This window comes from Flammeovirgaceae bacterium SG7u.111, assembly GCA_034044135.1.
Classification (GTDB): domain Bacteria; phylum Bacteroidota; class Bacteroidia; order Cytophagales; family Flammeovirgaceae.
This window is the reverse complement of the sequence record CP139021.1, coordinates 3,482,101-3,502,883: the sequence shown is the minus strand read 5'-3', so window position 1 is coordinate 3,502,883 and position 20,783 is coordinate 3,482,101. Positions and strand designations below refer to the sequence as shown.

At 41.8% G+C, this 20,783-nt stretch carries 17 protein-coding genes and 4 tRNA genes; 9 read left to right on the top strand and 12 right to left on the bottom strand.

Going from position 1 to position 20,783, the window contains the following annotated elements; all coding sequences use genetic code 11:
• Positions 1-5 precede the first annotated feature (5 nt).
• Positions 6-1,418: a Glu/Leu/Phe/Val dehydrogenase gene (locus R9C00_13630; protein WPO38495.1), complete on the bottom strand. Its 1,413-nt coding sequence runs from the start codon at positions 1,416-1,418 to the stop codon at positions 6-8.
• Between the two features lie 236 nt (positions 1,419-1,654).
• Between R9C00_13630 and R9C00_13625 the strand changes: the two genes are divergently transcribed.
• Positions 1,655-3,874, top strand: coding sequence for a M28 family peptidase (locus R9C00_13625; protein ID WPO38494.1), 2,220 nt, complete (start codon positions 1,655-1,657; stop codon positions 3,872-3,874).
• A gap of 64 nt (positions 3,875-3,938) precedes the next feature.
• On the opposite strand, the gene R9C00_13620 is transcribed toward R9C00_13625, so the two are convergent.
• From R9C00_13620 to R9C00_13605, 4 genes are all read right to left on the bottom strand, one after another.
• Positions 3,939-4,010: transfer RNA gene (locus tag R9C00_13620), tRNA-Glu, on the bottom strand.
• A gap of 25 nt (positions 4,011-4,035) precedes the next feature.
• Positions 4,036-4,110 (bottom strand) — tRNA-Glu (locus tag R9C00_13615).
• A 25-nt stretch (positions 4,111-4,135) separates the two neighbouring features.
• A tRNA-Glu gene (locus tag R9C00_13610) sits at positions 4,136-4,210 on the bottom strand.
• A 24-nt stretch (positions 4,211-4,234) separates the two neighbouring features.
• Positions 4,235-4,309, bottom strand: a tRNA-Glu gene (locus R9C00_13605).
• Between the two features lie 228 nt (positions 4,310-4,537).
• On the opposite strand from R9C00_13605, the gene R9C00_13600 reads away from it, so the two are divergent.
• From R9C00_13600 to R9C00_13590, 3 genes are all read left to right on the top strand, one after another.
• Complete coding sequence (locus R9C00_13600; protein ID WPO38493.1) at positions 4,538-4,717, top strand: hypothetical protein; 180 nt, start codon at positions 4,538-4,540, stop codon at positions 4,715-4,717.
• A 104-nt stretch (positions 4,718-4,821) separates the two neighbouring features.
• Positions 4,822-7,176 carry a TonB-dependent receptor gene (locus R9C00_13595; protein ID WPO38492.1) on the top strand — a complete coding sequence of 785 codons (2,355 nt, stop codon included), beginning with the start codon at positions 4,822-4,824 and terminating at the stop codon, positions 7,174-7,176.
• A gap of 29 nt (positions 7,177-7,205) precedes the next feature.
• Positions 7,206-8,042: a DUF4249 domain-containing protein gene (locus tag R9C00_13590; protein WPO38491.1), complete on the top strand. Its 837-nt coding sequence runs from the start codon at positions 7,206-7,208 to the stop codon at positions 8,040-8,042.
• A gap of 59 nt (positions 8,043-8,101) precedes the next feature.
• Here R9C00_13590 and R9C00_13585 read toward each other — a convergent pair whose 3' ends face one another.
• Positions 8,102-8,440, bottom strand: a complete 339-nt coding sequence (locus R9C00_13585; GenBank protein WPO38490.1) for an NfeD family protein — start codon at positions 8,438-8,440, stop codon at positions 8,102-8,104.
• Between the two features lie 192 nt (positions 8,441-8,632).
• On the opposite strand from R9C00_13585, the gene moaC reads away from it, so the two are divergent.
• A complete protein-coding gene (gene moaC, locus R9C00_13580; GenBank protein WPO38489.1) occupies positions 8,633-9,118 on the top strand; it encodes a cyclic pyranopterin monophosphate synthase MoaC in 486 nt (161 codons plus the stop codon).
• Positions 9,115-9,714, top strand: coding sequence for an NTP transferase domain-containing protein (locus R9C00_13575; protein WPO38488.1), 600 nt, complete (start codon positions 9,115-9,117; stop codon positions 9,712-9,714). Before moaC ends, R9C00_13575 begins: the two co-directional genes overlap by 4 nt.
• A 9-nt stretch (positions 9,715-9,723) precedes the next feature.
• Here R9C00_13575 and R9C00_13570 read toward each other — a convergent pair whose 3' ends face one another.
• The 5 genes from R9C00_13570 to R9C00_13550 form a co-directional block, all read right to left on the bottom strand.
• The gene (locus R9C00_13570) at positions 9,724-10,437 is read right to left on the bottom strand and encodes a glycosyltransferase family 2 protein (protein ID WPO38487.1); all 714 of its coding nucleotides are present in this window, start codon (positions 10,435-10,437) and stop codon (positions 9,724-9,726) included.
• Positions 10,438-10,444: 7 nt separating this feature from the next.
• Positions 10,445-12,112 (bottom strand): glycosyltransferase family 39 protein, encoded by a 1,668-nt coding sequence (locus R9C00_13565; protein WPO38486.1) that lies wholly within the window; start codon positions 12,110-12,112, stop codon positions 10,445-10,447.
• 120 nt (positions 12,113-12,232) lie between these two features.
• Positions 12,233-12,748, bottom strand: coding sequence for a PAS domain-containing protein (locus R9C00_13560; protein WPO38485.1), 516 nt, complete (start codon positions 12,746-12,748; stop codon positions 12,233-12,235).
• A gap of 40 nt (positions 12,749-12,788) precedes the next feature.
• Complete coding sequence (gene hisA / locus R9C00_13555; protein WPO38484.1) at positions 12,789-13,511, bottom strand: 1-(5-phosphoribosyl)-5-[(5-phosphoribosylamino)methylideneamino]imidazole-4-carboxamide isomerase; 723 nt, start codon at positions 13,509-13,511, stop codon at positions 12,789-12,791.
• Positions 13,512-13,657: 146 nt separating this feature from the next.
• Positions 13,658-14,344, bottom strand: coding sequence for a hypothetical protein (locus R9C00_13550; protein ID WPO38483.1), 687 nt, complete (start codon positions 14,342-14,344; stop codon positions 13,658-13,660).
• 267 nt (positions 14,345-14,611) lie between these two features.
• Here R9C00_13550 and R9C00_13545 point away from each other — a divergent pair, with 267 nt between their 5' ends.
• From R9C00_13545 to R9C00_13535, 3 genes are all read left to right on the top strand, one after another.
• Positions 14,612-16,168 (top strand): arylsulfatase, encoded by a 1,557-nt coding sequence (locus R9C00_13545; GenBank protein WPO38482.1) that lies wholly within the window; start codon positions 14,612-14,614, stop codon positions 16,166-16,168.
• A gap of 248 nt (positions 16,169-16,416) precedes the next feature.
• A complete protein-coding gene (locus tag R9C00_13540; GenBank protein WPO38481.1) occupies positions 16,417-17,235 on the top strand; it encodes a helix-turn-helix domain-containing protein in 819 nt (272 codons plus the stop codon).
• A gap of 567 nt (positions 17,236-17,802) precedes the next feature.
• Positions 17,803-18,429, top strand: a complete 627-nt coding sequence (locus tag R9C00_13535) for a response regulator transcription factor (GenBank protein ID WPO38480.1) — start codon at positions 17,803-17,805, stop codon at positions 18,427-18,429.
• A gap of 105 nt (positions 18,430-18,534) precedes the next feature.
• On the opposite strand, the gene R9C00_13530 is transcribed toward R9C00_13535, so the two are convergent.
• The gene (locus tag R9C00_13530) at positions 18,535-20,718 is read right to left on the bottom strand and encodes a M1 family metallopeptidase (GenBank protein WPO38479.1); all 2,184 of its coding nucleotides are present in this window, start codon (positions 20,716-20,718) and stop codon (positions 18,535-18,537) included.
• Between the last annotated feature and the right edge of the window lie 65 nt (positions 20,719-20,783).

Below are 20,783 nucleotides of genomic sequence, written 5' to 3'. Positions count from 1 at the left end.
GTTTCTCACGGAAAAATACCTTGGCTAAGGTAATCATCGGCAATTTTGTTGATAGAAAGGGTAAAAGCCGCTACCCTCAAGTCGTCAATTTTGTATTTGTAAGCTGTTTCCCGCATTTCTTGGTAGGCACCGATCATGGTATCTTCCAAACCTGAATTTACAAGGTCTAATTCACTAGCACCTTTCACTACCGTATTTCTTTGGGCTTCTGTCAAAGATTTTCCTGTAGTGTTTTCCAGCATCTCCACCAAGTGTTGGTTGTTGAGTTTGTCGTAGCGTTTTTCCAACTTCCCAAAAGAAACCCTCGAAAGGTTTTTTAGCCACTCAAAATATGAGACGGTTACACCGCCAGCATTGAGAAACAAATCAGGGATAATGAGCGTGCCTTTTTCTAAAAGAACTTGTGCCGCGGCAGAACTTACCGGACCGTTGGCAGCTTCACCAATTATTTTTGCCTTCACATTTCCCGCATTTTCCGAAGTGATTTGGTTTTCTAGGGCTGCGGGAACTAAGATATCGCATTCGTATTCGAGCAATTCCAGCGAGTTTGTGATGTTTTTTGCGCCGTCAAAGTTCAAGATTGATTTTGTCTCTCTTCTGTGGTTGAAAACAGCTTCTACATCTAGCCCATCGGGGTGGAAAATCCCCCCTTCGTATTCGGCTATTCCTGTGATGATCGCTCCTGCCTCTTGCAAAAACTTGGCGGCATAAAAACCCACGTTACCAAAGCCTTGGACAATCACTTTCTTGCCTTCTAGCCCCGTGCTAAGCCCTAGTTTCTTCATGTCATCGGCATTGTTTACTGCTTCATACAGACCGATATACACTCCTCTGCCCGTAGCTTCTCTTCTGCCCCTTATCCCCGACATGGAAATGGGCTTGCCCGTTACGCAGCCAACAGCATTGATAGACTCTGGATGAAATGCTGAATAGGTGTCGGCTATCCATGCCATCTCTTGCTCTCCTGTGCCAAAGTCAGGGGCGGGGACATCTACCGCCGGGCCAATGAAGTTCTTTCTGGTAAGCTCGTAGGCGTATCTTCGGGTGATTTTCTCTATATCGACCTTCGAATAATTTCTTCTGTCTATCTGGATGCCGCCTTTTGCACCTCCAAAAGGTACGTTTACCAAGGCGCATTTGTAGGTCATGAGCGAGGCTAGGGCTTTCACCTCGTCTTCGTTCACACCCATGCTGTAGCGGATACCTCCTTTTGTTGGGGTTTTGTGGTGCGAGTGCTGCACCCTGTATCCTTTTATTACTTCGTACTCCCCATTTTCTTTTCTAATAGGGAAGTTCATTTTATAAATGCTGTTGCACTGTTTTATTTGGTCGATTAGTCCGCTTGGGTGTCCTGTATGGACTGCCGCTTTATCAACAAAGCTGAGGACTTCATTAAAGAAGCTATATTCTTTGCTCATTTCAGGTTTTGTCTGTTTAGGTTTGGTATTCTTGATTAAAGCAGGAAAATGAGGAATTGTTTGCCCATCACCAAATATCTCGAAGTTTTTTTTCAGATCTGATTTCATTATTCATTAACCTAACCGTTTGGTGGAGTTTGGCGAGTATAATCTGCCAATCTTTCTTGCTTTCCTTTTGCCTAACAGGCACGAATGCTTAAATTGGAATCAATCACATTACTGAACCAATTTTTGCTATGAACTCATACCTAACTAAGCAGCTCTTGCCGCTGCTCTGGATCATCGTTTTAAGTTTTTATGCCCTCGAGCTTGAAAAGCCAACCCCCGTACAGCCAGCCGACGCGGAGGGTTTTTCCGCCCTGAATGCTCTGCCCCATATTGAAATAATGGCTTCTGAAGTACATATGATGGGGACTGCGGAGAATAGAAAGGTGCGGGATTATATTATGGCAGAGTTTGAAAAGCTGGGGCTAGAAACAGAGTTGTTTGTAGGTTATGACAGCTATCAGTCTGGGAATTATATCCAGTTGGCCAGGACGGAAAATATCATAGCTACTATAAAAGGGAAGGGCGATGGGAAAGCGGTGGTGTTGGTGGCGCACTATGACAGTGTAATAGACTCTCCTGGTGCTTCTGATGACGTACATGCAGCGGCTTGTATGCTGGAGGTAGCTAGGCTTCTTGTGCAAGGTGGGCATCAGAACGATATTGTGTTTTTGGTGACCGATGGGGAGGAGCAAGGGCTATACGGGGCAAAGGCTTTTGCCAAAACAAAAGATCTTTCAAATATCGGATTGGTACTGAACTACGAAGCTCGGGGCAATAGCGGATCAAGCATTTCTTTCGAATGGTCGGATGGGAATGGCTGGTTAGTGGAACAAGTGAAGGAAGCTGGCAATAGGCCTGTAGCCAATTCAATGTCTTATGAGATTTACAAAAGGCTTCCCAACGGAACGGATTTTACCCTTTTCAAAAACGCAGGGTTGGCAGGCATCAACCACGCATTTATTGATGGCTTTTCCTATTACCACAACCCAGATGACATACCGGAAAACATTAATCCAAAAAGTGTTCAGCACACTGGGGAAAATATGTTTCGGTTGGCAAAGCATTTTGCCAATACAGATCTTTCTTCTGTAAAGAGCGAAAACGCTTCTTTTTTCAATTTCTTCGGAAGTTTACCCATTTACCCGTCAGCATGGGATTTACCATTGTTGCTAACGACTCTTTTGCTTGTGGTTTTTACCATTTTCAAAGTTGCCAAAGGGCAGAAGCTTTCAGTACTCTCTTTCCTGAAAGGCTTTTTGTCTTTATTTCTCGGGTTGGCATTGAGCGGAGGATTGGCGTTTGAGCTGAGCAAACTGCTTTTTAAGTTTTACCCCCAATACGAAGAGTTTTATGCCGGCCAGTTCTACAACCACAAATGGTACTTGGTGACGAGTGTCGGCATCGGTTTGTTGGCGATGTGGCTCATGGCCAAATGGTATGTGAAAAAAAGTGATATAGCTTCCCTTAAGCTTTCTTCCTTGTTCATATTAAGTATCGTCACGGTCTTGTTGTATGTTTTTGCGCCTACGGCAAGCTATTTTATGCTTTTTCCTACGTTGGCATTGACCCTCATTTGCCTTGCAGATCAGTTTTTGGAAAAAGCCCCAGTCAGCTCTATTGTGCTTAGGCATGTTTTCAGCATCGTCCCCATTGGGGTTTGGACACCTGTAGTCCTGACGTTGTTTTTAGCTTTCAGCCTATCAGGTTTGGCTGGGTCTGCGCTGCTGGCTGGCGTAATTTCGCTTGGGCTGCTCGTGGCCTTCCCAGAGCTTTGGACTGAATCGAGGCTTGTCCCTGTTGTAGGGGCGATGTTGATTGTTTCAAGCTTACTCATTGGCCACCTTACATCAGAGCCTAGCGAAAGCTACCCTTTGCCTTCAAAGTTGAAGTATACGTACAATGCAGAGAGTGAAAAAGGCTATTGGTCAAGTTATAATAAACACCCAAATGCAGGAAACGAACAATACATTGCAGGGGCAGAAAATGTGCCTTTGTACTACCCAAATACCAGAACATTCAAAGCCAAAGAAACCGAAGTGAAGCCACATGTGCCATTGCCATCTGTGCAGTTGGATTCGCTAGATAGTTCTTTGGTTTTACTTGTTTCGCCCGTAGAAAGCTTTCGGAAAACTATCTGGATGGATAATGCGCAGAACATAAAAGGCATGAAGGTGAATGGCAAAGAAGTAGGGTTTAGTGGGTGGGGCAAGGAGTCTTCTGTTACTATAGGGCTGCGAGCTTTTCCATCGGATACGCTTCGGATCGAATTAACGAAACGTGACGTAGCGCAAACCACAAAATGTAGGCTGAGCAGCTATTTTCGTTCGCTTCCCATAGCCGACACGCTTCCTGCAAATATGGTGAGAGGGGATGGGTATTCTGAAATAGTGCAATGGGTAGAGCTATAACAAAAGATGAAATAGCGATTTGTGGAAAACAAAAAAAAGCCAAGTCTGAAAGACTTGGCTTGGGTACTCCGTAGGGGAATCGAACCCCTGTTACCAGGATGAAAACCTGGCGTCCTAACCCCTAGACGAACGGAGCGGGGATATATAATAATTGAAAAACTTGGTACTCCGTAGGGGAATCGAACCCCTGTTACCAGGATGAAAACCTGGCGTCCTAACCCCTAGACGAACGGAGCGGGGATATATAATAATTGAAAAACTTGGTACTCCGTAGGGGAATCGAACCCCTGTTACCAGGATGAAAACCTGGCGTCCTAACCCCTAGACGAACGGAGCGGGGATATATATAATTGAAAAACTTGGTACTCCGTAGGGGAATCGAACCCCTGTTACCAGGATGAAAACCTGGCGTCCTAACCCCTAGACGAACGGAGCGTTTTGTTTTTGGAAGTGCAAATGTAGCCACTGATTTGAATTTTGCAAAATATCATCAGGAAAAATATTCTCTTCAAATGCGTGTGTGTTTTTTTTATAGAAAAAATAAATTTTTATCAATTGATTATCAGTGATATATCTGTTTTGTTTTAAAAAAAAGAAATTTCTTTAGGGGGGTGGTTGAACTAAACTTGTCTTAACCCTGAAACCAAAAAATAATATACTTAAATGAAATCCCAACGCAAATCTTCAGTAAGAAAAATTTCGGATAAGGTAAGGAGAAATGGTAAGAAACACCTCCAGTCTATTGAAAGTTATTTTGACGGATTCATGAAATCTCAATGTAATTACGAACTGTATTCTTTGGAATACGAAGAAAGTCACTGCCTTCCACTTATCAGTAACTAAACAAGCACACTAAAACAACGTCTGATACTACTTAAGCACAAAAGCTTAGGCTGGTATTGTTTTGCCAAAATCTAACTTTTTAAACCCCTAAATCAATGCGATTTATGAGAAGTATTCTCGCTATGGCTTTTATAAGCCTGCTATTGTCAAATTATGCCTTTTCCCAAGAAAAATACACTATAAGCGGGTACATTAAAGATGTAGCCAACGGTGAAGAAATCATTGGTGCAACTGTGTATATAGAGGAAATAAGCAACGGAGTTACTACCAACCCGTATGGGTTTTATTCCATTACCCTTCCTGAAGGGAACTACAATGTGAGGTTCAGTTTTATAGGATACAATACGATAAATAAAAAACTTAGCCTTTCTGAAAATACTACATTTAACATAGAATTAACTGAGCAGGCTACTGAACTAGCCGAAGTAGTGGTGCATGGAGAAGCAGAGAACCATAACATCACAGAAATTGCTGCTGGAAGAAATGAGATTAGTATCCAACAAGTGAAGGAGTTGCCAGCGCTTTTTGGAGAGCCAGATATCATTAAAAATGTGCAAATGCAGCCAGGTGTAATTACGGCAGGAGAGGGGACTTCCGCATTTTTTGTGAGAGGGGGGAGTTCCGATCAAAACTTGATTTTGTTGGATGAAGCTCCAGTTTATGACCCGTCACACTTTTTTGGGCTGTTCTCTGTTTTCAATGCAGATGTGCTCAAAAGTGCCGACCTGTATAAAGGAGGTATTCCTTCCATGTACGGAGGTAGGCTTTCTTCCATGCTAGATGTACGCACGAAGGATGGTAATACCAAAAAGCTAGGAGGTTCGGCTGGTATCGGTCTTCTGGCAAGCAAACTTACCCTTGAAGGACCAATTAGTAAAAATGAAAAAAGCTCGTTCATAATATCGGGTAGAAGATCTTATGCCGATGTGCTTGCCAAAGCAGCTAGCAAAGAAGTGCCTGTCTATTTTTACGATTTGAATGCGAAAGTAAATTGGAAACCGACCAATAAAGACCGTTTTTTCCTATCTACTTATTTTGGTAGAGATGTGCTCGACTTTGATGGGAACAGAATTGAGTGGGGAAACAAAACAGCTACTTTGCGTTGGAACCACCTTTTCAACGAAAGATTATTCTCTAACACTTCATTGATATTTAGTGATTTCGATTATGCGCTTAAAATTGCCGATCCGGTTGAAGGCTTTGAATGGACAGCCAATATGCAAGAAGTTGCCTTAAAGTATGACTTGAACTACTTCTTGAATTCTAGAAACGAAATCTCCTTTGGGTTTCAAGGAACGTACCACAGGTACTCTCCAGGTAAAATTGTGCCAAGCAGTGATCAGTCCATTTTCAAGGGGACCAACCTTGCCAAAATGTATTCTATGGATTATGCTTTTTATGTGGGCAACACGCAAAAAGTATCGGACAGGCTTTCTTTGGAGTATGGGGTAAGGCTTTCTATCTTCCAAAATGTAGGCGAAGACACAGTTGATGTGTATGAAGACATCAAAGACAATGTAGATGTGAATGTCATTGACAGGATAGCGTATGGAAAGTTTGAGCCAATAAAAACGTATTGGAACCTTGAACCAAGGGTTTCTGCAAGGTATATTTTGAACGAAAACAGCTCGCTTAAGGCTTCGTACCAACGAATGGCACAATATGTTCACCTAATTGCCAATGCGACTGTTCCTATTCCTTTCAACACATGGGCGCCAAGTTCCACTTACTTGAAGCCTCAGAAAGCCGATCAGGTTGCGGTTGGTTACTTCAGGAACTTCAAAAATAACACCTATGAGTTTTCTGCAGAGGCATACTACAAAGACATGAAAGATGTGACTGATTTTGCCGATAATGCACAAGTCTTCTTCAATGAAAACTTGGAAACGGAGTTCAGGCAAGGGACATCAAACTCGTATGGTTTGGAGTTGATGATGAAGAAGAACAAAGGTAGGTTGACAGGCTTTGTAGGCTACACTTGGTCTAAAACAGAAAGGAGTGTGCCTGATGTGAACAGCAACCAGCCGTTCTTGGCAAACTACGATAGGCGCCATAGTTTGAACATAATAGGTACGTATAAAATCTCTGAGAAATATGTGCTGGGTGGTGGATGGACCTACAGCACCGGAAGACCTATCACCTTGCCAACTGGCCGTTACGAATACGATGGGTACAACCTCAATTATTACAGTGAGAGAAATGGCTACAAGATGGCAGATTTCCATCGCTTAGACCTTTCGTTCACTATCCACCCAGAGAAAAATGCGACTAGAAACTGGAAGGTTAGCCATGTATTTTCTATTTACAATGCTTATAACAGGGCTAATCCTTTTACTATCTATACAAGGACAAAGCAGGATAGCGATGGAAACATTATAGGTGATGGTACCGAAAAAGAAGTAAGGCAAGTATCGCTTTTCCCAATACTTCCTTCTTACACTTTTAACATCAAGTTCTAATCTTTCCAATGAAACTCAATTTTAGAAAAATGAAAAATAGAATAATAAATAGTTTGCTATTCTTGGTGGTAATGACAGCCTTTGGCGCTTGTGCCTTAGAAAAAACCATAGAGCTTGACCTGAAGCAAACCGAGAAAAAGTTGATCATTGATGCTTTGCTAACGGACTCCCCTGACAAGACCCCTTATGTGATCCTTTCAAACACAGTTGATTTTTATACAACTGGAAGGACACCAAGGGTAAGCGATGCCGATGTGGTGATCGTTGACAATTTGGGCAACGAGTTTGTGATGGAGGAGCAAGAAGATGCTCCTGGTGTATATACAAATGACTTTAGAGGTGTAATAGGCAGAACCTATACGCTTTCAGTAACCTACGAAGGTCAAATTTATGAATCGACTGAAACGCTGGCAAGAGTTACAGCTATTGATAGCTTGACATGGAGCATTGACCCTGACGAACTGGAAGATCCAGAAGACGAAGGTTATTTTTATGAAATGTTGTTGTACACTACAGAGCCAACTGAAACGGAGGATTTTTACCTCTTCAAGTTCTACAGGAACGATAGCATCATGAATTTTGATGGAGAAGGGGTTTTCTTTTCAGACGATGAATACCTTTCTGAAAACATAGAAGGGGTTACAGGACCAGGCTATTACCGCGAAGGCGATAAAGGGACAATGGAAATGTACAGTATGTCCAGAAGTGGGTTTGTCTATTTCCAAGATATGGACATGAACCTCAATAACGATGGTGGGATGTTTGGTCCAATTCCAGCTAACAGCAGAAACAATCTAAGCAATGGAGCATTAGGCTTCTTTTTGGTTTCGGCAGTGTCAATTGATTCAATTAGAATTGGCGAATAACAGCGCAGTTTAGCGTATCGGTAAAGCAGTAGCCATTTTGGTTGCTGCTTTTGTGTTTTTCATTCCTCAATCTCTCGTACTTTAAGTGTACCCATGCTTTTGCCCATCACCTTTATCTTTTTGCCCTTATCAATGAATTCCCCTCCCGTTGCTGCTTCATAAAGATTGTCGCCCACCAGAACCTTTCCTACGGGCCTCAGCACTGTTTGGGCTTTGCCCGTCATCCCAACCAACCCTTCCGCTTTGTCGATGTCGGTAGTAAGTGAGCCTCCTGTAATGAGTGCCCGTATGTCTTCTCTGTTTTTGAGCAGAGAGTTTTCGCCAAATAAGATTTTTCTTAACCCGAAAAAAGCTACGATGAAAATGATTAAGCCCAGTATTGCAATAGTTTCTAGCATGCTGTTTTTTTGCGTTGTACGCCTTTAGTTGGTGTAAAAAGTGAGAGAGCCTGCCCTAGGCTGGTAAAGCAATTTTGCCCTAAAAATTTGCAAAGCTCTTTTGTTTGGTCATAACTTGCCGCTTCGTTGGCCTAGCAGTTCGTATAAAAGTACGTGAGACTTGAGGTCAAATATAGAAATTGGAAGAAAAAGATGAACGACAAGGATAAAAAACTCTCCCACCTAGATGCAAAAGGCAATCCGGCGATGGTGAATGTGAGTGAGAAGAAAGTGAGCTTACGCATGGCTACGGCCAGGTCGGAAGTGAAAGTAGGTGAAGAAATCCTTTCCCTGCTCCAAGGAAACGAGCTTTACACCAAAAAAGGTGCAGTATTCCAAACAGCAGTAATTGCCGGGACAATGGCAGCTAAGAAAACGGGCGATCTCATTCCCCTTTGTCACCCAATAGGTCTGGAAGATTGCAAGATCCATATTTCCAACGACGGGATAGATACCGTCCAAATCGATTGCACTACCGTGATCACGGCCAAAACTGGAGTGGAAATGGAAGCTTTAGTAGGCGCTTCGGTCGCAGCACTTACCATTTACGATATGTGCAAAGCGATGTCCCACGATATAATTATAAAGGAAACCAAGTTGATGGAGAAAACTGGAGGTAAAAAAGATTTTAGGAGATGAAAATAGAAGAAATACCCTTAAAGGGGCTGGTGCTAGCAGGAGGAAAGAGCAGGCGCATGCAAAAGGATAAAGGCTTGCTCAATTACCACGGTTTGCCCCAGCGGGAATTTGCCTACCGCTTGCTAGAAACGGTGTGCGATGAAGTGTTTTTGTCCGTAGCCAAAAAATTGCCTGAAGGGGCTGTGCACATGAAGTTTTTGGTAGACTTTGAAAAAGGATTAGGACCAATAGGCGCTCTGCTCACTGCTTTTGAATACGATCCAGATTCGGCTTGGCTGGTACTCGCTTGCGATATGCCCTTGGTGGGCAAGTCAAATTTGGAAGAACTGATTTCCAAGCGAAACCCTCAAAAACCAGCAACGGCTTTTTTAGGAGAGGAAGGCATGCCTGAGCCGTTGTTTTCTATTTGGGAACCAAACTCCTTTGCCCCTCTAAAAAAAGCAAAAGAGAGCGGAAAGCTTTCGCCCCGCAAACTACTTGCAACTATTGGGGCAGAACTTGCGAGGCCGAGCGATGCTGGTTTCTTGGCGAATGCCAATACTCCCGAAGACTTCAAAAACCTTTCGGCTTCGTTGGGGCTTGGCGGGCAGCAGTAAGCCTCGTTTTTACCTATTAAACAATCCATATTTAAGCACACAATATAGTGCCCTGAAACCATCTTTCCAGTTTATTTTCTTGCCCTCGGCGTAGGTACGGCCATAGTAGGAAATACCTACTTCGTAAATGCGGATACCTTTGATGCGGGCAAGTTTGGCGGTTACTTCTGGTTCGAAGCCGAAGCGGTTTTCTTTTAATATAAGAGATTTTGCCATTTCTGCATTGATCAGTTTGTAGCAAGTCTCCATATCGGTGAGGTTGAGGTTGGTGAACATGTTCGACCAAAAAGTGAGGATTTTGTTCCCTATAGAATGCCAGAAGAAAAGGATGCGGTGAGGGTTTCCGCCCATAAACCTAGATCCATATACCACGTCGGCAAAGCCATCCACCACAGGCTGTAGTAGGTAGTTGAACTCGCGAGGGTCGTATTCAAGGTCGGCATCTTGTACCACCAAATAATCTCCACTAGCGTTTTGTATTCCCGTATGCAGGGCAGCTCCTTTTCCTTTGTTTACCTCGTGCTTATAATACTGGATATTGAGCGACGGGTTGGCTTGGATAAAGGCTTTCGCTACGCCTTCTGTGTTATCTGCCGAGCAGTCGTTCACCACTATCAGTTCTTTCTCAATATTATTGATTAACTCTACTTCCGAAAGCTTTTGAAGAATATTTTCAATAGTATTTTCTTCGTTGTACGCTGGGATAATAATTGATAGTTTCATAGGAAGTTTATTTCTTTTCGAGTAAATAGTAAGTGTGTAATTGTTCTTGCCGAGTGTTTTGCTTTAGGAAATGGATACTGAGCTGGGAAACTGGGTAGCCAGGAAAAGTCTTCACAGTATCAAATTCAACTCCTAAGGGCTTTAGGCCTTTCAGCCCTTCATCAGTTGTGTAGACCCAAGCTCCTTTTGCCAATTGCTCTATTTCTTCGTCTTCTATTTTGGGTACTACTTTTCTTGCGTAAAAATCCAAGCTGGTCCCCACTGCTTTGTACCAATACACATCCTCTTTTTGTCCTTCTCTGATGAATCTTCCTGCCAAAGAGCTTCCTTGGTATTTCATGAGGTTTGGGTAAAAGTTCACAGACATAAGTAGGTTGAACCCAAGGATGGCAATGGCGGTAATGACCACAAGTTTTTCCAACCAATCGTTTATTTTTAAAAATGCGATCCAGAAGAGTACGAAAAATAGGGCGATCACTGCCGGAAGCATAACTGATTCTGGCGGGAAAAACAAGATGAAATTGATGGCTGCCAAAAGGAAAAAGAGGTGCATGATTCCAAACTGGATTCGAGCAAGCCTTTTGAGCCAAATGCTTTTTTTATCCCACAAGTCACCTAAGAAGTCGGCGGTAATAATGGCCGCCAAGGGCAGGAGGGGGAAGATGTAGTGAGGCAGCTTAAAGCTTGAGGTAGACATCGCTAAAAATGGGAACAAAAAGCCTGCATAGCTAATGTATTCTTGCTTTTGCGAGATTCGGAATCCCTGCTTAAAAATATTTATGGTTTTTGAGATGAAAGCTATGATGAAAAAGATCACCCAAGGCTGGAAATCCCACAAGATGGTGTGGAAGAAATAAAAAAATGTAGTATTGTCGCTCCAATAATTATCGCCTGTTATCCGCCCAAAACTTTGTGTCCAAAAGAAAAATTTGATACCCGAAGGTCCTTTCAGCCCATATACTTCTTTTTCGGGATGCAGGTCAAATTGGGTGTAAAGCCCGTATAGCATTGGTGCTAGCAATACTCCTACAAGAAGTAAAAACAGCAACCATTCTAGCTTGAAGAAGAGCTTCCACTCTCGTTTGAGGATGAAGTCGATAGAAAATGCGGCGATGGGAATGACGAGCGCAATAGGTCCTTTGGACATAAGTGCGCAAGCAATGCCGACAGCCCCTCCAACCAAAAAATGGAGTTTTTTCTTTTGCAGAAAAGCTGAGAGTTGCCAAATGCCGAAGATAACGAAAGCGGTTAAAATACCGTCGGTCCTTACATCGTTTACTACCAGCATGGTCGCTTGAGCTGTAGCCTGAATAAGGCCGGCTATCAGCGCTTTCTTTTTCCCATACCAAAGCTCTGTAAATTTGTAAGTGGAATATATGCCTAGGATTCCTACTAACACGGCAGGGAGCTTGTAAGTGAAATTGCTGATCCCAAATAAATTGAAAGAAGAGGAGGCAAGCCAAAACAGCATAGGAGGCTTGTCAAGGTAATCTTTTCCCCTCAAGAAAACATGTAAGTAGCTTTTGCTCATAAACATTTCCATAGATTGGGCGGCGTATTGTGCCGAATCTATTTCGATCACGTCTATGACCATGTAGATGAGGTAAATAATAGCTGCTATCAGAAAAAAGAAATGATACCTATAGGTATAAAGTATTGATCCCAATTTGTTCATATATCAAATTCAATAATGGAAATGGGTGGTAAGCACCTTTAACAAAAAAAAATGATTGCAAAAGTACAACTATTGAGGCGGGTAGAGAAATAGAATGTGAATAAAGGAGGAATTAATGTGTTACCCAATTGGCTTTTCATGTTCAATGGCTAAAAAGTTTACTACATCCCCATTGAAGTTGATCACAGGTCTAATATCAAGTAAGCAGATGTACCGCTCCCCATTTTTCCTGTAGTTAACTATTTCGGCTTTTACCCTTTTGCGGTTCTGAAGGCGCTCACGAATCTTGGTTTTTAATTCTTCACTTGTCTCCTCACCATGCAATAGTTCTGGAGGGCGCATCCCTTTCACTTCATCCAAAAAGTAGCCTGTCATTTTGCTAAAGTTGCTACTTACCCAAACCAAATTTGTGTGCTTGTCGGTGATCACAATGGTTTTGCCCTCCCTCAGCAGGCTGAAAAAGTCTATGTAATTGTCCCATCCATGGTTTTTACAAAAGTTAGAAATAAAAAGAAGGTCTTCTCCGTGTTCCGTTTGGCTCAAGTAGTCCATGGAGTTGAGGGCAATTACGTCCCAGCTATGTAACGGGTGCGCAAAGCCTATAATCTTATTTCTTCTTCTGTTGGGGAAATCCATGGATGGGTGTTTTTTTGTATTAAATCTCTAAGGGCATGCTCTAAACTACAAATTCTTTGAAGTCTTCTAGTGCTATTTTCCCTTCATAATAGGCTTTTCCTACTACTACGCCAAATATTCCGCTGGTGTTCAATTGGCGAATATCGTCCATATTACTTATTCCACCGCTGGCAATCAGTTTGATGCTTGGATGGTTTATTTGAATTTGGTTATAAAGGCTAAATGCAGGGCCAGAAAGCATTCCATCTTTGCTTATATCGGTACACAAGAAGTACTTGATTCCTTTGAGCAAGAAGTCAGAGATGAAATCGTCTAACGTGACGGAAGCGGTTTCTTGCCATCCATGTACGGCTATTTTTCCATCCTTAGTATCGGCAGCCAATATGATCCTCTCAGGGCCATATCTTTCAAGCCATTCTTCAAAAAGAGGCCTGTTTTTCAAGGCTATACTTCCGCATGTAACCATCTCTGCGCCAGCGTCTATTACCTTTTTAAGGTCATCATTTGACTGAATACCACCGCCAAAATCCACGACCAAATTAGTGTTAGACGTGATTGCTTGAAGCGTAGCGAGGTTTTTTACTTTCTTATGCTTTGCCCCGTCAAGGTCAACAAGGTGAAGTCGCTTAATCCCAATTCCTTCAAATGCTTTCGCCATTTCAAGCGGGTTTTCGCTATAGATTTTAGAGGTATTAAAATCGCCTTGACTTAGGCGCACGCATTTTCCATCTATTAAGTCGATGGCTGGGATTACTTCTATCATTTATGTAAGGTGTTGAAAAAGTGGGAAAATGCCCATAAGGGCTATGTCTACAAAAGGAATGAATTTTACTGTATGCAACAAGAAAAAACTCAACCGAATAGCTGGTCTGCGACCAACATGTCTTTAATTTAAGAAATATTCGAGGTTTAAGGCTCGCTATAATACTCAACCCCGGGTACTTCCAATGCTTTTTCTTCGGAGACAAGTTCTAGGGTTTTATTTATATCAGGCATATCTTTTTTTAGAAGAGTGCTACCTTTTATCTCGCCTTTTTCTACTGTCACCAAATAAGCATTATCCATCAACCGTCCATCTACCTTGGTTTTTTGGTACCAAATGGCTCCGTTTATCCCAGGCAGTACTTCGCCAAAGAAAAAACGAACATCGTTGAGTAGGCTTCCGTCTTCATAATCCAACTCTTTTCCTGGGTAAGGGTATCTTATTGCTACGGTTTCGCCCAGTTTAGTTTTACTATCTGGGGAATGAAGGTAAATGGCAATGTTCTCGTCGCATTCATCACAACCTCTTCCAGCTACTATCAAAAAGGGAGCTTTCCCCTTCGCCTCAATTTTGCCGAAATATTCTAGCTCATAGAGTTCGGTTTGCACTGTTTCCCCATTAGAAAAAACCAGGTTTTGCCCTTCTTGGCTTTCAATTTCCCATGATTCTTCTTGTGTAGGCACAAGGTTGTCGGGAGCTGAGCGTGTCACTATTTCACTTGGAATAGCAGGGGTTTCATCTGCTATTCCTTCCGTGGCTTTTGGCTTTTGCTCGCAAGAAAAGAGGAGGGTGATACATGTAATGGCGACCGTGTTGTTGATGATTGTTTTCATATAGATAGTGATAATTATATAGGGTGGTGTGAAAAATTTGTGCGTGTGCGCAATTATACCCAAACCAGTATCATTTGCAACTTTTTGTCATTTTCATTCGCATTGCTCCTGCAATCTGGCACAAACGTGAGCCTTATTCCTTTTTCATATATACGAGTTAAAAGGGTTTCGCACAAAGAAAAATTACCAACAATCGCTTTATTATTCAAAATGAAGTAATTTAACCGCCTATTTTTTCGCTTTATACACTTTGAAAAAAACAAGAAAATGAAATTTTTAAGATTCACATTATTACTTATTCTACCCTTTGCACTCGCTGCTTGTGGAGAGAAAAAGAAGGCTGAAATAACAGAGGTTGACGACGAGCCGACAAAGCCGAACATTATTTTTATTTATGCCGATGATTTGGGTTACGGAGATGTTAGCGCATATGGCGCAACTGAGTTGAACACTCCTAATATTGATATGTTAGCAAATGGAGGTGTGCGTTTTACCAATGGATATGCATCTTCAGCTACTTGCTCACCAAGTAGATATGCGCTTCTTACAGGTATGTATCCGTGGCGAAACAAAAATGCTAAAATCCTTCCGGGCACAGCTCCTTTGATAATTGATACTGCTCAGGTTACTATTCCTAAGTTGTTGAGAGAAGAGGGATACCATACTGGTATAGTTGGGAAGTGGCATTTGGGATTGGGTACTGGTTTTGTAGATTGGAACCAGCGTGTTTCTCCAGGACCAAATGAAGTTGGTTTTGATTATTCTTACATAATGGCGGCTACTCAAGATCGTGTGCCAACTGTTTACATAGAAAATGGAGATGTTGTAGGACTTGATCCTAATGACCCTATTGAAGTTAGTTACAAAGAAAACTTTGAGGGAGAGCCAACTGGCAAAGACAATCCAGAATTGCTAAAAATGAAGTGGCATCATGGGCATAACCAAAGTATTGTAAATGGGATTCCTCGTATAGGTTATATGAAAGGAGGAGAAGCTGCCAAGTGGGTAGATGAAGATATGGCCGACAATTTCTTGGCAAAAGCTCAAGAATATGTGAAAGCCCATAAAAACGAACCTTTCTTCCTTTATTATGCTTTGCAACAACCACACGTGCCTCGTACACCTCACCCAAGGTTTGTGGGTAAATCTGGAATGGGACCAAGGGGAGATGTGATAGTAGAAGCTGACTGGTGCATTGGTGAATTTATCAAAACGCTAGAGGCGGAAGGCTTGCTCGAAAATACGCTGATAGTCTTGTCAAGCGATAATGGCCCAGTGCTAAACGATGGTTATTATGATGATGCAGTTGAGAAGCTTGGGGCACATACGCCAGCGGGTCCACTTAGAGGTGGGAAATATAGCTTGTTCGAGGCAGGTACTCGTGTTCCATTTGTTACTTATTGGAAAGGGGAAATAACACCAGCGGTATCAGACGCTATGGTTACTCAAATTGACTTGTTAGCTTCTGTGGCCTCGTTAGTAGATACTGAAACTCCTTCAGTGGATAGCCAAAATTTATTGGATGCGTTCATGGGCAAAAACCAAGAGGGTAGGGAAGAGTTTGTGATGGAGGCTACTTCAAGAACTGCATTGCGCAAGGGGGATTGGGTGATGATTCCTCCATACAAAGGTCCTGCTGTAAGCAAACAAGTGAAAATAGAATTAGGCAATACTGAAGCTTATCAGCTTTACAATGTGAAGGAGGATATAGGTGAACAAAATAACTTGGCTGAATCTAACCCTGAGAAGTTGAAAGAAATGGTAACGATATATGAAGAGATAAGAGGAGAGCAAGGGAAAGCAGAACAGCTTAAATTAGAATAGTTCTTTTCTTACCAATCACAGATTCAGGTTTTTATCTGTTTCTTTAGAAAATACGGATAGTGAACTTGTAACTTTGCAAAAACCTCCTTGTCTCTATTAACAAGGAGGTTTTTGCTTTTGTAAAAGGGAATTACAAAGTGTAAAATCCTTTCGGTCAACTTGTTAAATAAATCGATTGTTGCTAACTTTGTAAACATTGACAAAAATCAATAACATATTTGTGTTCATAAGTTAAACAGTAGTGGAGTATGTATCTAGCTAAAAACTTAAAGTTTTTGAGAGGGAAAATAGGAAAGCCTAGCCAAGAAAAAATGGGGGCAGCTTTTGATGTAACAAGAAGCGCGTATAGCTCTTACGAAGACCAACGGGCGGAACCAAGATTAGATACTTTACAAAAAATGGCTGGTTATTTTAACCTGACACTCGATCAGTTACTCAATGTGGATTTAGCACTTATGGAAGACTCCGAACTCAAGAAAAAGCTAGATACAGAGAAGTATGTGAAAGCAGAGAATCTGCGTATTTTGACTATCACCACAGATGAAGAAAATAATGAGAGCATAGTGCTAGTCCCTCATAAAGCATCGGCGGGATATACACGGGGGTATGCCGATCCCGAATATATGAGCAGTTTGCCTAAATACAGCCTTCCATTTTTGCCGAAGGGGAAAACCTACAGGGCATTTGAAATAGAAGGGGATTCGATGCTTCCTCTCAAGTCCAAGAGTATTGTGATTGCAGAATATGTGGAGGATTGGAATAGTATAAAAGATGGGCAAATTTGTGTGGTAGTGACAAATAATGAAGGCTATGTACTGAAAAAAGTAATCAATAGAATTGCTTCTGACAGGATACTGATCTTAAAATCGACCAACATCAATTATACATCCTACGAAGTGCCAATAGTAGATGTGAAGGAAATATGGAAGTTTTCAGCCTATATTAGCCAAGAATTCCCTGAAGAAACAGCATCTAATTACTTAGAGCTTAAAGAGGCTGTTTGGAGGCTAGAAGATGGCTTGAACGATTTGAAGCGTAAGAATAGAGAGAAAGTATGGGGCAATTAATTGAATCGCCTATAAAAAGTAATACCTCTCCACTGTCTTCTTAGAGAGGTACATCGGAGAGGTGCTAGCTTGATCAATTATTTAAATTACATTACAAATATTGCCTTTTTATTTCATGTTGTAAATCCCCGAGACAAGGGGATTTTTTTATGCTCTTTTGAGGAGTTTTCATACCGTTCGGCAAGGTGATTAACACTTTCCCATGAGCCTTCTTCTGCCTTTTCTACTTGTATCAGTCCTTTGTATAGGTATTATTTGCGCCTATCCTTTTTATTTCCCGCTTGCATAAAGGAAATCAATTTTGAGTCCTGCCTTCTGCTTCTGGATTCCGTGCTAATTACCTCACCCAATAAGGGGGATTTATTCTCCCCATTGCAGCTATACTTGCTGATAACCTGTCTTTTAAATGTAGAAATCTTAATTTGCTAACAATGCTGTATACCGTTGAACAATACTTTTCCCCTTTGGCATAAAAACCACCTGACAAGGAAAGGATATTTCTTATTTTTATAGATGTTCAATTGCATAAATACGCATAGAGCGAATTTTTTACCTAAAAAGTGTCAAATGGAAAAAAATACTAAAGTAGCGATAGTAGAAGATAATGAGGTGGTACTGGATGGGTTTTCACTGCTGATTAATAGCATGGTTGGCTTTGAAGTGACTGGGACATTTATCAACTGCGAATCTGCGTTAAAAGAAATTCCCGAGAATTTGCCGAATATCATGCTCATGGATCTGGACCTTCCCGGAATGAGCGGGATAGAGGGGATTAAAAAAATAAAGAAGCGATACCCTGAAATTCATATCCTGGTAATAACAGTGAGAGAAAACAGCCAGTCTGTTTTTGATGCTCTGTGTGCCGGAGCAGATGGTTATATCACCAAAAATTCCGATTATGGCAGCTTGCTAGATGCTATCAATGAGGTGGAAGGTGGAGGTGCTCCTATGAGTAGCCATATCGCCCGCATGGTTGTACAGTCCTTTCAGCGAAATACGAACTCGCCGCTTACACCTAGAGAAACGGAGGTGTTAGAGCTGTTGTCTAAAGGGAAAAGCTACACCGTAATAGCTGATGAGCTTTTTATCCACAAAGAAACGGTGAAATCTCATATCAAAAACATCTATCATAAACTACAGGTAAATAGCAAAGCTGCTGCTATAGAAAAAGCTATCCAACAAAAGCTGATTTAGCTGTCCCATGTTTGTTTGAGTTTTGTTCCCACTTGAACAGTCTTTTGGCATGAAAAAAGGGCTTTCCAAATACATGGCAAGCCCTTTTTGTGTGTAGAGTATTTATTACTTCGAGCCTTTAGGTGCAGTTTTCTTTTCTTTGAAAAGCTCCATTTGGCTTGGCATTTCTGAGCTAGGCCAGTAATTATTTTCTAAGTCAGTATCTGCAGTTTCCAAGAAAGGATCTAATACGATTCTTTCTACTTCTTTTGTGCTGGTGAATACTTTAGTTACTTGCTCAGCATTTTTTCTCCAAATCTCAGCAGGGATTCGTATGATTTCCGTAGATCCATCTTTATAGGTGAATTCCAAGATGACAGGCATAACCAAACCGCCTTTGTTCTCTAGGGAAACCTCGTAAAACTTCATGTCAGAACCTATCTTTTTTATATCTTCGTCAGAAAGGTCTGCATAGAATTCTTGGAAATCCTCATCAGCCGTGATGCTAGGTTTTAATGCTGTTTCTTTAGCAGTTGTATCGGTGCTGATTTTTAGTTTTTTCACACCAGTCATGGCTATATCTACATGGTCAACAGTGTAGAACCAACCTTTCCAGAACCAATCTAAGTCAACGCCAGAAGCGTCTTCCATAGTCCTGAAGAAATCGTCTGGAGTAGGGTGTTTAAATGCCCACCTGCGAGAGTATTCTTTGAATGCTTTGTCGAACAATTCTCTACCCATTACTGTTTCTCTCAAGATGTTCAGCGCAGTAGCAGGCTTGCTGTATGCGTTAGGCCCAAGGTTTTGGACTTGCTCTGAGTTGGTCATGATTGGACTGAGCCTATCTTTGTCCATTTTCATGTAAGGAACTATGTTTTTAGGAGGTCCTCCACGGAATGGATAGTCTTTCTCTTTTGGGTTGTTTGCCGCCCATTCTACCTCAGTTAGGTACTGGATAAAACTGTTCAACCCTTCGTCCATCCATGTCCACTGGCGCTCGTCAGAGTTTACAATCATAGGGAAGAAGTTGTGGCCTACTTCGTGGATCACTACCATGATCATTCCGTATTTTACATAATCAGGATAAGTACCATCCTCGCTAGGGCGACCGAAGTTGAAGCAAATCATTGGGTACTCCATGCCGATGCTTTTCGCATGAACTGAGATTGCCTTGTGGTAAGGATAGTCAAACGTGTAGCTTGAATATGTTTTCAAGGTTTGAGCTACTGCACGGGTAGAATATTCTTCCCAAAGTGGGTTGCCTTCTTTTGGGTAGTAAGACATCGCCATCACGGTTTTGCCTCCAACATCAACGCCTTGCGCATCCCAAATAAATTTCCTAGAAGATGCGAAAGCAAAGTCTCTCACGCTGTCTGCTTCGAACACCCACGTTTTGGTATCTTTTGCTTTTTTCTTCTCCGCTTTTTCAGCTTCTTTTTGAGTAATGATAATTACAGGAGTCTCAGAAGTTTCCGCTTCTTTCAAACGCTCGATTTGTTTCGAAGAAAGAACTTCTTCTGGGTTTTGAAGCTTACCAGTTGCAGCAACTACATGGTCGGAAGGAAGCGTCAAACTTACTTTGAACTTGCCAAAAGGAAGCGTGAACTCACCAGAACCAAGGAATTGTTTGTTTTGCCATCCTTCTACGTCATTATATACACACATTCTTGGGTAGAATTGTGCAATTGTATAAAGGTAGTTTTCGTCTTTTTCGAAGTATTCGTAACCGGAGCGGCCGCCGTCTTTCATACGGTCATTGATGTTGTATTCCCACTCAATTGAGAAAGAGAAATCTTCGCTAGTAGCAAGTTTCTCAGGCATATCAATTGACATCATCGTTTTGTTAATGATGTAATCAAGGTCATTCCCTTCGGTATCGGTCACCGATTTGATTTTAAACCCACCGTCAAATTCAGGTTCTAGCGCTCTTTTAATAGATCGTGCCCTTGCTCCATGCCTCACGCTACCGGTAGAAGTGCTGTAAGAATGTGAATCTTTAGCCCTTACATTTTGATCTAGTTGCACCCAAAGGTAATCGAGTACGTCTGGCGAGCTATTGTGGTAGGTGATAGTTTCCTTGCCTTTAATCGACTGAGTCTCATCGTTCAGCTCGATGTCAATCACATAATCGGCAGTGTTTTGCCAGTACTTTACTCCTGGCGCACCCGAAGCAGTTCTATATTCGTTCGGACTGCGAAGTTTAGGGCCTAATTGTTCAAACTTGTCAGTGTGCTTTCTTTCTTGTGCAGAAAGACTTTGAAGCCCCAAAAGCATACAACCAAGGGCAAAAATTAATCCTGTTTTTTTCATATACGTATTGTTGATGGATACAATAGAAAAAGTCCCTCATTGCTGAGGGACTAAGAAACTCCTAA

Bases quoted from the DNA above. Each gene is read 5' to 3' on its own strand.
- R9C00_13630 (WPO38495.1), bottom strand. From the start codon at position 1,418: ATGAGCAAAGAATATAGCTTCTTTAATGAAGTCCTCAGCTTTGTTGAT.
- R9C00_13625 (WPO38494.1), top strand. From the start codon at position 1,655: ATGAACTCATACCTAACTAAGCAGCTCTTGCCGCTGCTCTGGATCATC.
- R9C00_13600 (WPO38493.1), top strand. From the start codon at position 4,538: ATGAAATCCCAACGCAAATCTTCAGTAAGAAAAATTTCGGATAAGGTA.
- R9C00_13595 (WPO38492.1), top strand. From the start codon at position 4,822: ATGAGAAGTATTCTCGCTATGGCTTTTATAAGCCTGCTATTGTCAAAT.
- R9C00_13590 (WPO38491.1), top strand. From the start codon at position 7,206: ATGAAAAATAGAATAATAAATAGTTTGCTATTCTTGGTGGTAATGACA.
- R9C00_13585 (WPO38490.1), bottom strand. From the start codon at position 8,440: ATGCTAGAAACTATTGCAATACTGGGCTTAATCATTTTCATCGTAGCT.
- moaC (WPO38489.1), top strand. From the start codon at position 8,633: ATGAACGACAAGGATAAAAAACTCTCCCACCTAGATGCAAAAGGCAAT.
- R9C00_13575 (WPO38488.1), top strand. From the start codon at position 9,115: ATGAAAATAGAAGAAATACCCTTAAAGGGGCTGGTGCTAGCAGGAGGA.
- R9C00_13570 (WPO38487.1), bottom strand. From the start codon at position 10,437: ATGAAACTATCAATTATTATCCCAGCGTACAACGAAGAAAATACTATT.
- R9C00_13565 (WPO38486.1), bottom strand. From the start codon at position 12,112: ATGAACAAATTGGGATCAATACTTTATACCTATAGGTATCATTTCTTT.
- R9C00_13560 (WPO38485.1), bottom strand. From the start codon at position 12,748: ATGGATTTCCCCAACAGAAGAAGAAATAAGATTATAGGCTTTGCGCAC.
- hisA (WPO38484.1), bottom strand. From the start codon at position 13,511: ATGATAGAAGTAATCCCAGCCATCGACTTAATAGATGGAAAATGCGTG.
- R9C00_13550 (WPO38483.1), bottom strand. From the start codon at position 14,344: ATGAAAACAATCATCAACAACACGGTCGCCATTACATGTATCACCCTC.
- R9C00_13545 (WPO38482.1), top strand. From the start codon at position 14,612: ATGAAATTTTTAAGATTCACATTATTACTTATTCTACCCTTTGCACTC.
- R9C00_13540 (WPO38481.1), top strand. From the start codon at position 16,417: ATGTATCTAGCTAAAAACTTAAAGTTTTTGAGAGGGAAAATAGGAAAG.
- R9C00_13535 (WPO38480.1), top strand. From the start codon at position 17,803: ATGGAAAAAAATACTAAAGTAGCGATAGTAGAAGATAATGAGGTGGTA.
- R9C00_13530 (WPO38479.1), bottom strand. From the start codon at position 20,718: ATGAAAAAAACAGGATTAATTTTTGCCCTTGGTTGTATGCTTTTGGGG.